12 protein-coding genes are annotated in these 13,928 nt (G+C 49.1%); 4 read left to right on the top strand and 8 right to left on the bottom strand.

The window, feature by feature from the left end; genetic code table 11:
• Positions 1 to 309: 309 nt before the first annotated feature.
• Positions 310 to 1,137, top strand: coding sequence for a hypothetical protein (locus HYX48_05660; protein ID MBI2743386.1), 828 nt, complete (start codon positions 310 to 312; stop codon positions 1,135 to 1,137).
• A gap of 119 nt (positions 1,138 to 1,256) precedes the next feature.
• Here the strand turns inward: HYX48_05660 and HYX48_05655 are convergent, their stop codons facing one another.
• From HYX48_05655 to HYX48_05630, 6 genes are all read right to left on the bottom strand, one after another.
• Positions 1,257 to 1,715 carry a hypothetical protein gene (locus HYX48_05655; GenBank protein ID MBI2743385.1) on the bottom strand — a complete coding sequence of 153 codons (459 nt, stop codon included), beginning with the start codon at positions 1,713 to 1,715 and terminating at the stop codon, positions 1,257 to 1,259.
• A gap of 14 nt (positions 1,716 to 1,729) precedes the next feature.
• Positions 1,730 to 2,704: a hypothetical protein gene (locus tag HYX48_05650; protein MBI2743384.1), complete on the bottom strand. Its 975-nt coding sequence runs from the start codon at positions 2,702 to 2,704 to the stop codon at positions 1,730 to 1,732.
• Entirely contained in the window at positions 2,694 to 3,227 is a 534-nt protein-coding gene (locus tag HYX48_05645; GenBank protein MBI2743383.1) for a hypothetical protein, read from the bottom strand. Before HYX48_05645 ends, HYX48_05650 begins: the two co-directional genes overlap by 11 nt.
• A 4-nt stretch (positions 3,228 to 3,231) precedes the next feature.
• The gene (locus HYX48_05640) at positions 3,232 to 3,735 is read right to left on the bottom strand and encodes a hypothetical protein (GenBank protein ID MBI2743382.1); all 504 of its coding nucleotides are present in this window, start codon (positions 3,733 to 3,735) and stop codon (positions 3,232 to 3,234) included.
• 64 nt (positions 3,736 to 3,799) lie between these two features.
• The gene (locus HYX48_05635) at positions 3,800 to 7,198 is read right to left on the bottom strand and encodes a translocation/assembly module TamB domain-containing protein (GenBank protein ID MBI2743381.1); all 3,399 of its coding nucleotides are present in this window, start codon (positions 7,196 to 7,198) and stop codon (positions 3,800 to 3,802) included.
• Between the two features lie 4 nt (positions 7,199 to 7,202).
• Positions 7,203 to 8,981: a BamA/TamA family outer membrane protein gene (locus tag HYX48_05630; protein ID MBI2743380.1), complete on the bottom strand. Its 1,779-nt coding sequence runs from the start codon at positions 8,979 to 8,981 to the stop codon at positions 7,203 to 7,205.
• A 47-nt stretch (positions 8,982 to 9,028) separates the two neighbouring features.
• On the opposite strand from HYX48_05630, the gene hemL reads away from it, so the two are divergent.
• Positions 9,029 to 10,309, top strand: coding sequence for a glutamate-1-semialdehyde 2,1-aminomutase (gene hemL / locus HYX48_05625; GenBank protein ID MBI2743379.1), 1,281 nt, complete (start codon positions 9,029 to 9,031; stop codon positions 10,307 to 10,309).
• Here hemL and HYX48_05620 read toward each other — a convergent pair.
• Positions 10,295 to 11,569: a hypothetical protein gene (locus tag HYX48_05620; protein MBI2743378.1), complete on the bottom strand. Its 1,275-nt coding sequence runs from the start codon at positions 11,567 to 11,569 to the stop codon at positions 10,295 to 10,297. The genes hemL and HYX48_05620 overlap by 15 nt on opposite strands.
• Before the next feature lie 170 nt (positions 11,570 to 11,739).
• Between HYX48_05620 and HYX48_05615 the strand changes: the two genes are divergently transcribed.
• Both HYX48_05615 and HYX48_05610 read left to right on the top strand, forming a co-directional pair.
• A complete protein-coding gene (locus HYX48_05615; GenBank protein ID MBI2743377.1) occupies positions 11,740 to 12,531 on the top strand; it encodes a hypothetical protein in 792 nt (263 codons plus the stop codon).
• Positions 12,532 to 12,574: 43 nt separating this feature from the next.
• Positions 12,575 to 13,180, top strand: coding sequence for an exopolysaccharide biosynthesis protein (locus HYX48_05610; GenBank protein ID MBI2743376.1), 606 nt, complete (start codon positions 12,575 to 12,577; stop codon positions 13,178 to 13,180).
• Between the two features lie 184 nt (positions 13,181 to 13,364).
• On the opposite strand, the gene HYX48_05605 is transcribed toward HYX48_05610, so the two are convergent.
• Positions 13,365 to 13,817, bottom strand: coding sequence for a flagellar biosynthetic protein FliO (locus HYX48_05605; GenBank protein ID MBI2743375.1), 453 nt, complete (start codon positions 13,815 to 13,817; stop codon positions 13,365 to 13,367).
• Positions 13,818 to 13,928 lie beyond the last annotated feature (111 nt).

Here is a 13,928-nt window from a genome sequence, read left to right as displayed (position 1 = left end):
TTGCCTTTTTTGCCTTTTCGATTTCTGTGTCTTGTTCGATTTCACTGACTTTACCCAAGTCACCTACAATCTCCACAAGACACAGAAATCGAAAATCCTAAAAAACTCAAGCCAAAGCGGTTTGTGGACAGTCTCTTAAAACGCGATCTTAGTAGATTGATTCTTTAGGGTCAAATTAGAATAATGGGTCAACTTCTTATGAAAAAGCTACTCTCTTGCGCTCTTCTTTTGTTTTCTCAAATTGCTCCGCTTTATGGAGAGGAAGATGCGGTAACATACACGTTTTCGGGAGGTAGGTTTGGAGATAACATGCTCGCTTACTTGCATGCGAAGTGGGTCTCTTATCAATACGATATTCCTCTGCTCTATAAACCCTTTACCTATTCAGATCAGCTGGCTCTTCACGATGTCGAGCAGCTATACAGCAAAGATACTAAGAGAAAATTTGCAAAGAGTAAGCTTCTTGGACCTCCTATAGAAATCAATAAATACGATCCTCTTTCAACCTTGTATATTCTTCCCTATTTTCCAGAGTCGCTTAATGATCGCATAGCCGATCCGCGATACATGTATATTCCCATTGATTGGAAAGAGGAGAAATTTCACGCTTTATTGAAGCAGCTTGTTAAGCCAAGAAGCCCGTTGCCTACTTTGAACTTCCCGTCTAACTGCATCACCGTTGCCGTGCACGTGCGGCGAGGAGGCGGTTTCGATGTTGCCAACATCCAAAGGACACAACCTCTGCGCTTTCCTCCAGATAGATTTTATATCGATCAGATTAGATACCTCTACGAGTATTTTCAGGGACAGCCGCTATACGTCTATCTCTTTACTGATGACCGTAGTCCAGAGACGATTGCAAGGAGTTTTCAGCAAGGACTCAGAGGCTTAGATATACGTTTTGATTATCGAAGGCAGGGCAATCGTCACAATTCGAACGTCGTGGAAGACTTCTTTGCCATGATGCAATTTGATTGCCTGATCCGCCCGCAATCCAACTATTCGATTGTTGCAGAGATCGTCGGTGATTTTAAGGCGGTTATCTATCCACTTCACTACCATTTAGAGGCGGGGTGGCCAGTGATCGATCAGATCGAAGTTTATCACAAGCCAGAAATTCAAGAAAAAACAGGATGAGAGGAGCGGCGCCTAAGCGCCGGCAGGATAAACAGGATGAAAGAGGCCGCTATCCTGCATATCATGCCGCCGCAGGCGATCCTCAATATCCTGTTGCTCTTTGTAGATTTTTTGTTGAGCTAGCCGCGGATCTGGAATTGTTGATCCTCTTCCCGCGCAAGCTGTCCGAGCGCCTCTCCGAACTTGCGGAGCGACTCTGTTGCATCGCGCTCAAGCCCGTCTAGGATCTGCTTAACATGCTCGCGATTTTCAGAGATCTCTCCTTCGAGAAGCACCTCTTCACTGCGAATGAATGTGTTTGCAGCTTGGCCCGCGTTTGGAAGCACTTTGCCGATGGCTTCTAGGACGTCTTTAAGGTCGCCGCCGATTGCGGCACCTGTAATTTGTGAGACTCCGCCTCCAAGGGAGAAGCAGACATCGTTCATGCCCTGCCAGAAGACCTTCCATGACCGGTCATCGAAGAGCCCCTTTAATTGCGCCATTCTGCCACTCGACAGCTCTGTGTGTGTGGATTGAATGTTGCGAGTGACCTGAGATAGCTCTATGTAGACCTTTCTGAGCTCGTGAACTGTGCCCATATATTTCTCCTTAATTAACCTTGTATTGCTCTCTGGTAAGAGTGCATGGAAGTTTGAATGATTTTCGAGACTTGAGAGGTGCACTCGCTGAGAATGTGCATCATCTCCCTCATCCCGTTTGAAAGCCCTTCTGATTGATGCTCGGACTCAGCAAGCCCTTTTTCAATGAGTATCTGGCGCATCTCTGATTGAGAAACTTTATAAGCAGTGACCCCTTTTGCCATGCTGGCCACGCCCTGAGTTAGCGATAGAGCCGTCTGGCTGATGAGAAGAAGCTGCTCTGCCCAGTCGAACTGGTTCTGCATATTCCAGAGCTGCACTGTTCCTACAGCGCCCACAGCTCCGGCAACGAGGCCAATTACGCTCGGAAGAATCGCCACAATCTGTTTTGCAAGTTCCTCATTTTCTCCGGCGATCTGGTCGGCGAGCCAGTTCCAGAAGCCGCAGGAGGAGAAGGCGAGGTTCGCTACTTCGATGAGGCCTGCAGCGACCATCATCCCGCCTACGACCGTGCTTCCCTGAGTGATTAAAAAGACGCCGAGCACGGCATTGATAGCGCTCAAGATGTAGGAGGCGACTGTCTGAAGAACACCCCACGCATCACTTGTTTGCGCTCTTTCTGCTGACTCTTTCAATTCGACGAGCTCCTTCTGTTGAAGCTCTTCAATCGATTTCTGAGCAACTGCAAAACCCCTCGCTTGGGTGAGATGCATCTCGTGGCCGGTGGCGTGCATTAGTGAGAGGGTTTCTAGAATCTGGGAGATAACACTATTGTAGGAGAGAGAAGCTGGAGATGTTTTAGATGCTCCAGGTGCCTCTAATACTGGCATCGAGGGTCTGAAGCTCACCTCTTGCGCTTGACCTGCTTCATAGATTCTATCGGTCTGGTCAAGGGGAGTGCGATGAACTTCACTCTGAGATAGAGAGGTCTCTCTACTCTGGAATAGAGGAGCGGGCTGAAGAGAGATGCTAGAGAATTCACTGCCCATTGGCTCTCCTTAACAGTTCGATCTTCGTTTTAAGCTCAGAGGCCTCTTCTTTCAAGAGACGTTCAGACATATTTAACGCTTTTAGCGCGTCTGTGTGCTCTTTTAAGCTGGTAAGACACTCGGCAGCATGGAAGTGGGGCATCGGGTCGTTTTCCGCAAGGAGAGCGACGAGAGACCAGGCTCTCAGCGCCTCATGATAGCTCCCCTTCATCTGCTTTGTCGAGGCCAGGCCCCTCCAGCTTCGCTCTTCATACGGATTTGCGAGCACAAGCGAAGAGAAGAGAGCATCGGCCTGCTCGAAATTACCAGCGAGGTAGCAGCCGTATCCCATAGAGTAGAGTTCTTGCGTATCTGAACCTATCCGAATAAAATTCCCGTCGATATTTCGGCCATTTTGGCCAAATCTCCTAACTTTTTCCTCGGCTGTAGTTTCTCCAATACTGCCTTCGGAAAAATTTAGGAGATTTGTCTCAAAATCTTCCGAAATCTCATAGGGCATTTTATTCGGATAGGTTCTTGTCACGTTCTTATCCTGCAACCTGTTTTCTTACCGCATAGGTGGTAGATTCGCTGTAGAGCTTTACGATCGCTGCGATGATCTCATGCACCTTATTATTATCGCTAAACCACTGCTGCTGTTTCTGGTTTTCGGGGTCGAAGCTCGCAAACAGTCTCTTTTGTAGATTGACCAGCTTCTGCTTCTCAAGAGACCAGTGCTCTGGAGTGAAGTCGTGGAAGTTCTCCATGAAGTCGTGGAAGTTGAGATCTGGAAAGGTCTCATTGATCGCATACACGGTGTCTAGAAGCTTGGTCTGGTTGACCTCTTTCTTCTGCGATAGGTCGATCATGAGAGTCATCATCTCATCGGTGATTTTGAGCTGATTTGTCGTCTCTCTCTGTCTCTGGCTACCATCTAAGATGAGCTGCATCTGGTGCGACTCATACTGGTTACCGAGTTCGATGAGTAGATAAGCGGGATGTGGTCCTGATAAGTAGTCGCGAGAGGAAGCTTCAATTACTTGAACTGACATGAAATTCTCCGTGTGCGACATAAATGTTACAACACACGCAACTTTTTCTAAACAAAATTCACGCTTAGTAATTCTTATTCCACTTAAGTGTGAACTTGCCCTCTTCCTCTTCTTGTGTTTCTGCGATGAGGACGAATCCGTTTTTCAGATCGACCTCAACTTGTACCTGGCTGGATGAGGTTCCTTGCACGAGAGTGACGAGCACTCCGCGCGTGAGGTATTTTCCAATCTGCACAGAGACGCTGTCGCTGCCCTCTTGTCCTGAGATGATGCTAAGCCTGTCGACGCCCAAGCTCTTGCGGATCGCCTCGAGCACGTTAGGTCCTGCTCCACCCGACATCGAGACGATCGTCTGAGCGATCTGTATCGCTTGAAAAGGAGAGATCTCTGAGATGTCTTTATTAAAGAGGATAAGCGAGAGCAGGGAGCTAGTCGGAAGGTGGGGGAGAGATTCGAAGGTCAGTGTGGGGGAGAGAACGGGCCCTCTAAGGTGGGCAAATATCGTCGTCTCATTCAGTGCAAGGGTACCCGTAAGATTGAGATGCGAGGAGAGGTTGGCCTTATCTGTAAATGCGACCTCTCCCTGTGTCAGTTCGAACACCTTGCCGGCGAACTCATACTCTCCTTTCACCAGAGTCAAAGTCCCCGATCCAGTGAAGATCATGTTAGTTCCCTTGAGGTGCACGTCTCCCTGCCACTCAGAGTTTAACCCCTTTCCTCTGATGTAGATCTTGCCAGGCGCCGAGAGATTAAGGTCGAGCTTGAGAGGGAAGATGGGCGGCAGATCAAAGGCCTGAATGTGTGGAGGTTCATTGATAAATGTCATTGGAAGCACAGGAAGATCCATGGGAAGTCTCTCAGGAATATTTAGGTTTGCCTGGGCAATATTCAGAGTTCCTTTAACGAGAGCTCCATTCAGATCTCCCTCCATGACAACAGGCCCTGTAAATTGAGCGCTAATCGTATCGAAGTTGATAAATCGACAAGCAGTTAAGTCCGCCTCAAAGCGGTAGGGGAAGCGCTTATCAGGTTGGAGGTAGACCACTCCTCTTGCATCGATCGTGCCTCCCTGTGCGTCTTTGCCCTTTGCAAATAGAATATCCAGAGACCTTCCGCTGGCAGATGCCGCTGCTGAGATCTCTCTTAAGTCTGTGCCGATGAAGTAGTTCTCATAAGAGCCATTTTCTACTTCAATACTCCCGAACAGGCGAGGGGAGGCGAGTGTATGAGAGAGAAAGAGCCTAGCCGAGAGTTTGCCTGTAGCTCTCTGGGTGTGCGCACTCATAAAGTCGAAGATCTCTTCCACTTCACCTTCAACGGTGAGCTCGCTTGCAATCGGTTTCTCGCGATTGATCCTGATAAAGTAGGGTGAGAGTCCATACTCGAGTGGCAGCGTTGCTGTCAGCTCTAAGAACTGCTCGCCATTTGCGCGCAAATGGGCGTGAACTTGAAGCTGATTGGAATCGACATTGGCAAGAAGTGTTCCCTTTGTGCGCAGAGGATCCCTCTTCCCTTGCTGAGATAGGACCGCCTCTTCTAACACGAGACTTGCTCTGCCTTCGATCTTCTCTCGAGTTCCTTGCAGATAGCCATCAAAGGTCGCAGGCCCTTTAAATGTCACCTTGGGAAGAGCGAGGAGTTCAAGAGGAAAGTGTTCTGCCGCAAGGCGAATTGAGCTCTGCTGCTCATTTAACAGTAGATCTCCTTCTAAAAATCCCTGGCCGCCATGAAGCTTGAAATCTGAAACTTTAAACGTCTCTCCTCCAAAAGCACAAGTAAACGGCTGTTTGAGGAAGAAGGCATTTTTCCTCATGAAGCCAGATAGTTTTTCCATCGTTAGCTCTACGCCTTCGGGTGCGCTCTTCCATTTGCCAGCTGCATTCAGCTCGAAAGACTCCTCCCACTCTCCTGCGGAGCTCACTTCAAAGCTTCCAGCCTCCTCTTCAAAGCTTGTGCTTGCAGAAAGAGAGCTAATTTTCGCGTCGCGGTAACGGAGCTGCTCCGCTTCAATTGTGGCAACAGCTGCCGGATTACCAAAGAGGTGGCTCGCTTTGCCGTCGATCGAAAGATCGGTCGCCTGTAAGGCCCCTACATGAAGCTCTCTCAATTGGAGGTGCAATTGCAACTGCTGACCGAGCTCTCTGCTCGTCCCATCGTCAATTGCAGAGATAAAACGGCACTCTAAACCGGCGCTGCCTTCAAGAGCTGCTTTGGGAAAGAGAGGTCTAAAGTGGCTCAGATTGAGTGAGTGGCCAAAAAGAGATCCGCTCATTGCAATCGGAGCAAGATGCAGACTTAAGCTCCCTCCCAGCTGCGTCTCAGGAGCTCTGATCAAGATCTCCTCGAAGTTTAAGGCTCCCTCTCTTGTTAAATTAAATAGGGACTCTGCAGAGATAAGAAGAGAGGAGTGCTTCGCTGTGAGATCGACCCTTCCTCTCCAGATCTCATCGCTCTGTGTGGCGGTTACTTGTGCGGATATCGGGAGGATTAATCCACCTACAACCCTAAAATTGGAACTCTCGAGCCGCCCCTCCAGCTTTCCCTCACTAATAACCACTTTCGACTGCATTGAGCCTTGAAAAGGGGATAGGAGCTTCAAGTCGGGGATCTCAAATGAGAGCGCTCCTTCTTGAATTTTTCTATCGATCAGCAGGAGATTCTCTCCGCGCGCTTTTCCAATTTGACTCTCAAGCTCAAGACTTGCGACTTTAACCTGCATCCTCTTCTCAGGAATTAAGGTGAATGATGAGGCCGCATGCCAGGGAAGCGAGAGCTTTTCATTTTGAGGAAGAGTGAAAAATGGCGAGAGCAGCTCGGTCTCATTTAGGTCGATGGTGAGATTTCCCGAGATCTCCTCTCTCTGACCTTGTAGAAAGAGTGAAGCCGAGTTTGTGCCGCTAAGTTTAAATAGAAGGGAGAAGAACCTTCCTCTGTTTTTTATAAGCACATTTGCGCTTAAATCATAAGATGCACTCTTATCTGATGCTCTATTTACAACTTGGAAGTGTGGTGCTTTCAAGGTTCTGATGCGTATGTTCCATGGAAGAGAGGAGAGCGAAGTAAGAGCCTCTCTCATCTGCTCTTCTGCAGGCACATCTGAGGCTTTGGAAAAAGAGAGAACCCCCTCTCTGATGAGCAGAGAGTTAATTGAAACAGCGCGCCTAAAGAGCGCAAAAAAATCAAAGCCGATCTCCGCTTTCTCAATCTTTAAGCTCTCGCTCTCGCTCCACTTCAAAACAATCTTATGGATCGTCCAGCTGAAGGGGAGACCCCCTTCGATCGATTCAATTGAGAGATCTACCCCCTTCTCTTTTGCGTAGGCTGTTGCAACTTTGCGGATCTTCTCTCGCACGCTCTCGGTTTGAAGCGATGCAAAAAAGACGCTGATCAGCAGGAAGATAGATCCCACTCCAATTGCGGATATTGCGAGTAGTCGCCTGCGGAATTTTCTAGTTTTTTTCATAGTGTTAGAACATCTGTCCTATGCTTACAAAAAGTCGGTATTTCGAATCGAGACCTTTTCTGCGATTCAAGGGAACGCCCACGTCAAAACGCAGTGGGCCGATAAAGGAGAAGATACGCACGCCGAGCCCCACAGATTTTCTCCACTTGCCTCTGAAGGTAGGGAGCATTGTGCGGTAGACATTACCCGCATCAAAAAAGGGAACCAGGCCGATCGATTTGCTCACGCGAAAGCGCGTCTCCAGAGTGTAGTAGACTGCAGATCTTCCTCCAATCGGCTTGTGATGGTGAAAGAGGGGGCTCACAGTTAGATACTTGTATCCGCGGAGATCCTCTTCCGACCCTCCCAAGAAGCGTTTAGGTACTGGCACATCGTCGAGTCCTCCACTAAAGATCGATCCCAGCGTGACCTTCTGAGCCAGAACTACTTTTCTGTTTTTTGTGAGAGGCAAGTAGACGCTCTGGATCATCTCTTCATAAAGATAGAACTTTGCTGACCTTCGAACATTCACAGTTGGCGTAGCAATATACTGCCAGGTAGCCCCAGAAGTTGGATCGAGAAGATCATCCGCCGAGCTCCAGCGGAAGTAGAGAGGGAGTTCAAATAGAGGAAAGTTCCCATTCTCTACGCTATCGCGCACGATTAACTCCTCTCCTTTTAAACCGATAGAGGCGCGGAAGCGCTCGCCAAACTTGCGCTCGATGCGCCCCAGTAGGTTGTAGGAGCGCTCCGAGTAGGCGGTGATCGACTCATGCATCGCTTGCGCTTGTCCCACAAACTCCTGGTGTGGGTTGTGGAAGTCGGGGATGTTGTAGGTCGCCATGCCGGAGTGGCTAATGCGCGTTACCTCTCCGTGGATGCTTAGCTTTCTTCCAAGTCCGTTGATGTTGCGATGCTCCCAACCGAAGGTTCCGCCCGGTCCGAATACCGTCTGGTAGCTGATACCCACATGGACGCTTCGATGCTTATTCTCGGTGACATCTATCCGCATTGGAAGCTCACCCGCCTCATTTAAAGCATCCTCATGCGTAATCATGACAGCACTGAAGAGCCCCGTATCCAGAAGAGCGCTTTGAGTTCTCTCCACCTTCGTGTCCTGGTAGAGATCTCCCTGCTTCCAGAGGATCTTCTTTTCGATGAACTCGGGTCTTACCCGCCGCTGTCCAGAGAGCGATGGGAGGCCAAAATGGGTGAGGGGACCCGTATCCACTTTAACTAGGATCTCAACGCTCTTCTTCTCTCCATCAGCAACCATCTCCCGTTCAACAATTGATGCCAGGGGGTAGCCGCAATCTGCGAGAAGCTCCAGGATTTTTAGCTCGGCTTGCAGGATCTTTGGCGCCTCAGCACTCTTTCCTGGTGTCATCTCCAAAACTTCTGGAGAGATCTGAGTGCACTGGACGCACGCCTCAGGCACCCTGCAGTAGAGCCTCACCTCGTAGCTGCCGATCGTGTAGATCGGTCCTGGCTTGATGATCATGGTGACGCGCATCTCATCCATCACCTCTTCCATCCGCACAGTGACCGCAGCTTCATAGTAGCCGCGTCCATGCAGGACTTTGACGATGTCGGCAACGTCTGCGTCGGCGCGGTAGCGCAGGGCACCAAGTGAAGAGGGGCGATGTTTTTTTAAAGCGATGAGCTGCGAGACCTCTTTAACAGAGCGCAGCGCATCACTGTCATAGAGCCCCTCAAACTCGACAGAATAGGAGAGCTCTGCCGCATTTAGAAGCAGAGGAAGAGCGAGCAGAAGAGTAAAAAAAAGAGTGAGCGCTCGTTTCACAGATTGTTTTTTTAGATTTTGAGAGATTATACTCCAAGACTATGAGCATGACTGCAAGAAAAAAAAGCGAAGCCCTCTTTGAACGCGCCTGCAAAGTGATGCCAGGAGGGGTGAACTCTCCCGTGCGCGCCTTCTTCGGCCTGGAAATGACCCCGCTCGTCGTCCAGCGCGGATTGGGCGATAGGATCTGGGACGAAGATGAGCGAAGCTACATCGACTTCTGCAGCAGCTGGGGCTCTCTAATCTTGGGGCATGTCCACGCGGAAGTTGCAAAAGCTGCAATCTCGCAGATCAGCCTAGGCTCCTCATTTGGAATTACAACCGCCATCGAAGAGCGCTTTGCTACCCAGATCACAACCCACCTTCCTTCAATAGAAAAGCTCCGCTTCGTCTCTTCGGGAACCGAAGCGACAATGAGCGCCCTGCGCCTCGCGCGCGGATACACAGGAAAAGATCTCATCGTAAAGTTTGATGGTAACTACCACGGGCACGCCGACCACCTCCTCATCGGTGCAGGCTCAGGAGTGAGCTATCTTCCACCTGGCTCTGCCGGAGTGCCCGTAGAGATGGTTCGCTTTACCCGCTCCCTCCGCTATAACGACCTCTACTCCGTCCGCAAGTTCCTCTCCGAAAACTGCAATGTCGCGGCCGTTATTCTAGAGCCGATTGCCGCCAACATGGGCCTTGTGCCTGCTACCATCGAATTTCTGCAGATGCTACGCGAAGAGACGAGAAAGAGCGGGGCTCTTCTCATCTTCGACGAGGTAGTCACCGGTTTTAGAGTGGGACTCGGCGGAGTGCAAGAAGCCTCAGGCATCCAGCCCGACCTCACCTGCCTTGCGAAGATCATCGGAGGCGGCTTTCCTGCCGCGGCATTTGGAGGAAGAAGAGAGATCATGGACAGGCTTGCGCCACTCGGCGACGTCTATCAAGCCGGAACCCTCTCGGGGAATCCAGTAGCGATGGCCGCAGGTCTTGCTGTATTAAACGAACTTGAAAAGCCGGGTTTCTATCAGGAGCTCGAAAGAAAGACCCGCCTTCTAACGGACCCAATTGCAGAGCTCATCCGGAAGAAGAACATCAATGTTTACCTCGCTCAAAGAGGCTCGATGTTCTCTTTGTTTTTTGGAGTGAAGAGCGTCTCTTCAAAAGAGGATCTCAAAACGCTAGACCATGCGCAGTTCAGACGCTTCTTCTCCTTCCTCTTTGAACGGGGGATCTACCTCTCGCCATCGGCCTACGAGACCTGCTTCGTCTCGAGCGCGCACACAGAGGAGCACCTTCTCTACACTCAGCAGCAGATCTGCGACTTTTTAGGTAAGTTGTAGGAATATCCGTTTTGTCAGGCTAAGAAGGAGCTGTTCTACTCCGGTTAAAGGGGCGCTGTGTGCTCGTTGTTCCCCCTCGTTTTTAACAAATACGAGGTCCAGATAATCAATTAGCGACTGATCTTGGTCTATTCTCATTGCTGTAGAAGCGAACTTCATCGAGGCAAAATGGTGGATTACCTCATCGTTGCCTTCAGGACGAGATATAATAAGCCTTCGGCCTTTTAAGCTTGCAAATGCTTCCGTATTGTTTAGCCCAGCCCATCCCGTCCAGCGGATCCCTGCTGCTGCTGCGGAGGCGATGACTCCATCACCCCAGAAGTATTGTACGGTAGTGTCCAGCTTGCAGAACGAGCGCTCGTGGACGATGCCAACTGGCTCTGTAGGATTCTCTGCTTGAATGCGCGCAGCAGCGAGAGTTCCGTATGAAGCTCCTAACGACATTCCGTGAAGAAGAATATGTCTTGGTTGAATGCGCATCACATCCATTCCATAACGAAAGGCGGTGTAGGCGTCTTGGGCAAGCCCTTCAGCGGAAGGAGAGCCTGTGCTGTCGCCGCTGCCGCGCGGATTAAAAGAGAGTGTGGGGACCCCTAACGCTAGTGCCTCATTTACGTAACGTACTAAAGCGTACTCGTAATAGACGGCATTGCCTCCTGTGTGAATAAGAAGACGGTCTCTTCGCGCACCGTTTGGAATAAAGAGCGCCCCGTCAAGAGTGCACCCATCTTGAGTGACGAGTGTGAGTCTCTGGATGCTTCCCAATCCCTTGTTCTGAACCTGAGAAAAAACGTCATCTCTCTTCGCGCTTCTATCAGTTGAACCTCCAAAAAATGGTCCTGCAGAAACAAGCATAAAGATGTTTGCTCCCCATACCACAATTACTGGAAGAATGAGAGCTGTACAGATGAGGGTAAATAGTAGATCCAGCGCCCAATGGTTCTGAAAATTAAAAGCAAAGTAGAGAAAAATCTCAACAGGTGCAACCAGCGGACTGAAGAGAATAGCGAAAACTGTCAGCACAACTCTAAAAGTGTCCATGTTAAAGGAGGTCATGAGAACAAACTTGCCAGCGACCCAGTGAACTGCGGATTGCGCGATGTCGTGCAAGAGCGGAAGGACGAGCAGCGTCCTTAAAACGAAGGTCCCAACTCTCCAAGCTGTCTCTTCCCAGGGCTCTGAAGGGCCCGGAGGGCACTCATAACGAGCAGCTGGTAGTACAACTGGAGCTTGAATAGGTGCTAATGCAGTAGTAGTCATAGTGCGTCAATTATAACAATTCTGCTTCTAAAAAATAATAATTAAAATTATTATTAGTATTTTAAAGTGGTTTTTGCGAGCTAGTTTTGTTAATTGATTTTTTTATTGAGTCAAATATCATCTTTTAATGTAAAATAGACGTCAAGTTTATTTAATTTTAGGTGATAAAGATGAGCTGCTGTAGCCTCCCTATTACATCCTGTCTTCCTAGCTGCATCGTGGGCGATGCTCCCCATTGGAAGGAGGTCGACTTTTACAAGCTTGATGCAAATGGCGATAGAGTTCTGCTCTCAGGGACAAAGACAAATTCAGATGGAAGCAGAGAGCTTGTGCTAAAGTATCTAGAAGATTGTCACACGGGGGATCTCTACTCTTTTAAAGATGGGGAGCCGATGATTGTTTTAAAGAGCTCACTTATCTTTATCTTTAATCCATTATATTGTGCAGGCGACTTCATGTTTGCACTCGTTCGCCTGGTCTATAATGTTGCCGAAGCGCTATTCAACACGATCAGCCTTCTCAATCGGGACTACTACAGTGAAGGGCTAGGCTCAGCTCTCGTGGGTTTTCTGCCTCATCTTGCGGAAGAGGTGGTTAATGAAGCCTGGCCTACTGTGCGCCATATTCTTGTTGCTCCTCTCTTCTTTTTAATGAATCAGACAGGGGCGCTTGTCGGTTTTTTCTCTCAATATGATGGAAGGAAGATTATCGTTGCGGCACAAAGGCTTCTTTTTAATGGCGCGACACATAAACAGGATTTTCGCTATCCAGCCGAAGCAAAAAGAATTTATGGGGGTGAAAGTGAGGAGTATAAACAAGCCTTAGCTATACCGCTCAAAGACAAGGTCTTCTTTATGGCCTTGTGTTTTATGCCCTCCCAGCATACCACTGAAAAGATCCGTTCAGCTGATGGAACCGAACGAAATAAATTCGAGCGCAGAGCAGAAGGCGTAATTTATTAATTGTTAGACAAATCGAGCTCTTCGGTGTATATCCCACTGAGATATGAACCATCGATTATCTGTTGAGTTTCACCACTTAGCGCACACCTGCCAAGAGAAGGATCTCACTTTAAAAGAGCTTGTGGGGCTTCTGCATACCCGGACTCAGGCGCTAATCACGCTGGTTCTCTCACTTCCCTTTGTTCTCTTTGTTCCCATTCCAGGTCTTTCAATCCTTTTCGGTATCTTCATCTGTTTCAATGGAATCAGAATTGCTAAGGGAACGTCTCTCTGGTTTCCTCGTTTTCTTTTAAAACGCAAGATGAGCGGTGCGACCTTAGCAAAAGGGTTTCGCACAGCTGCAAGGGTGATGAAACGCGCTGAGAAGCTAATAAAGCCGCGCGGGAAGTTTCTTGTGAGACATCCGCATCTTCAAATTTTACACGGGGTGATGCTCGCTGTATGCGGCTTTTTTCTAGCTCTGCCGCTCCCGCCTGGCACCAACTTTCTGCCAGGGCTTACAACAGCGCTCGTTTCAATTGGCATCATGGAGGAGGATGGACTCTTTATCGTCCTCAGCTACATCTTTTTTGTTCTGACGCTCGCCTTCTTTACCATCTTGCCCTTCTATGGCATCCAAGAGCTCTTCTCCACCTTCAAAAAAACCTAGCCTGTCCGAAGCTTTTTTTGGAGTGCGGCGACTCGGCGCCGCTTTTCTCGAGATCGCCTCGGCGATCTCTCTTAATTTCAAATAAATATGATAAGAAGCGTTCTTGCTAGAAAAAATCGACAGGTCGATTTTAAGAAAAGCGGCGCCGAGTCGCCGCACTCCAAAAAAGAGTTTTTTAAGGGGGTTAGTCGAGTTCTGGAGGGAGTTCGATGTCTGCGAGTCTGCGCACTTCCAGCTGCGACTCTGCGATAAGAACCTGCTTTCCTTGAACTTCGATGAGGTAGAGAACAGACTTCTGGCTTAGGGGGCGTCTTTCGAGGATTTTAATCGACTGACCAGATGCGCTCCCAGCTTTGCCAGAACCCAGCTTCTTCAGCATCCAGACTGTCAGAATAATCAAGACGATTAAGCCGAGCAGGGTGAGCAGCATCTTTCCGAGGGCATACTCATATGTCGGTGTTTCTGGAATGGTTTCATCCGGAGTCTGATCCAAGGATGGCACTGTAGGTTGACCTGGAACTGGAGGCTGCTTTGTTGGAGCAAGAGCTGGTGGATTGGCAGGGGCTTTAGATGGCGCATCTGCATACGCAACTAGAGAAAAACAGATCGCAATCAGAACTAAACCAAATTTGCGCATAAATAGACTCCTGAATGTTTTTTGCTCAAAATAGCATGAAGCTTATTTAAAGTGAGAGAGAAGATCGGGCACCGGCACGGGCACGCACACGTTCACGAAAGAGAGAAAGGG

It is taken from the genome of Chlamydiales bacterium (genome assembly GCA_016185065.1).
Classification (GTDB): Bacteria; Chlamydiota; Chlamydiia; order Chlamydiales; family Rhabdochlamydiaceae.
The sequence above is the reverse complement of the archived record's forward strand: the minus strand, read 5'-3'. Positions and strand labels throughout refer to the sequence as shown.

What these genes read in the sequence shown, in the direction of transcription:
- HYX48_05660 (MBI2743386.1), top strand. Translation starts at nt 310, where the DNA reads ATGCTCGCTTACTTGCATGCGAAGTGGGTCTCTTATCAATACGATATT.
- HYX48_05655 (MBI2743385.1), bottom strand. Translation starts at nt 1,715, where the DNA reads ATGGGCACAGTTCACGAGCTCAGAAAGGTCTACATAGAGCTATCTCAG.
- HYX48_05650 (MBI2743384.1), bottom strand. Translation starts at nt 2,704, where the DNA reads ATGGGCAGTGAATTCTCTAGCATCTCTCTTCAGCCCGCTCCTCTATTC.
- HYX48_05640 (MBI2743382.1), bottom strand. Translation starts at nt 3,735, where the DNA reads ATGTCAGTTCAAGTAATTGAAGCTTCCTCTCGCGACTACTTATCAGGA.
- HYX48_05635 (MBI2743381.1), bottom strand. Translation starts at nt 7,198, where the DNA reads ATGAAAAAAACTAGAAAATTCCGCAGGCGACTACTCGCAATATCCGCA.
- hemL (MBI2743379.1), top strand. Translation starts at nt 9,029, where the DNA reads ATGACTGCAAGAAAAAAAAGCGAAGCCCTCTTTGAACGCGCCTGCAAA.
- HYX48_05620 (MBI2743378.1), bottom strand. Translation starts at nt 11,569, where the DNA reads ATGACTACTACTGCATTAGCACCTATTCAAGCTCCAGTTGTACTACCA.
- HYX48_05615 (MBI2743377.1), top strand. Translation starts at nt 11,740, where the DNA reads ATGAGCTGCTGTAGCCTCCCTATTACATCCTGTCTTCCTAGCTGCATC.
- HYX48_05610 (MBI2743376.1), top strand. Translation starts at nt 12,575, where the DNA reads ATGAACCATCGATTATCTGTTGAGTTTCACCACTTAGCGCACACCTGC.
- HYX48_05605 (MBI2743375.1), bottom strand. Translation starts at nt 13,817, where the DNA reads ATGCGCAAATTTGGTTTAGTTCTGATTGCGATCTGTTTTTCTCTAGTT.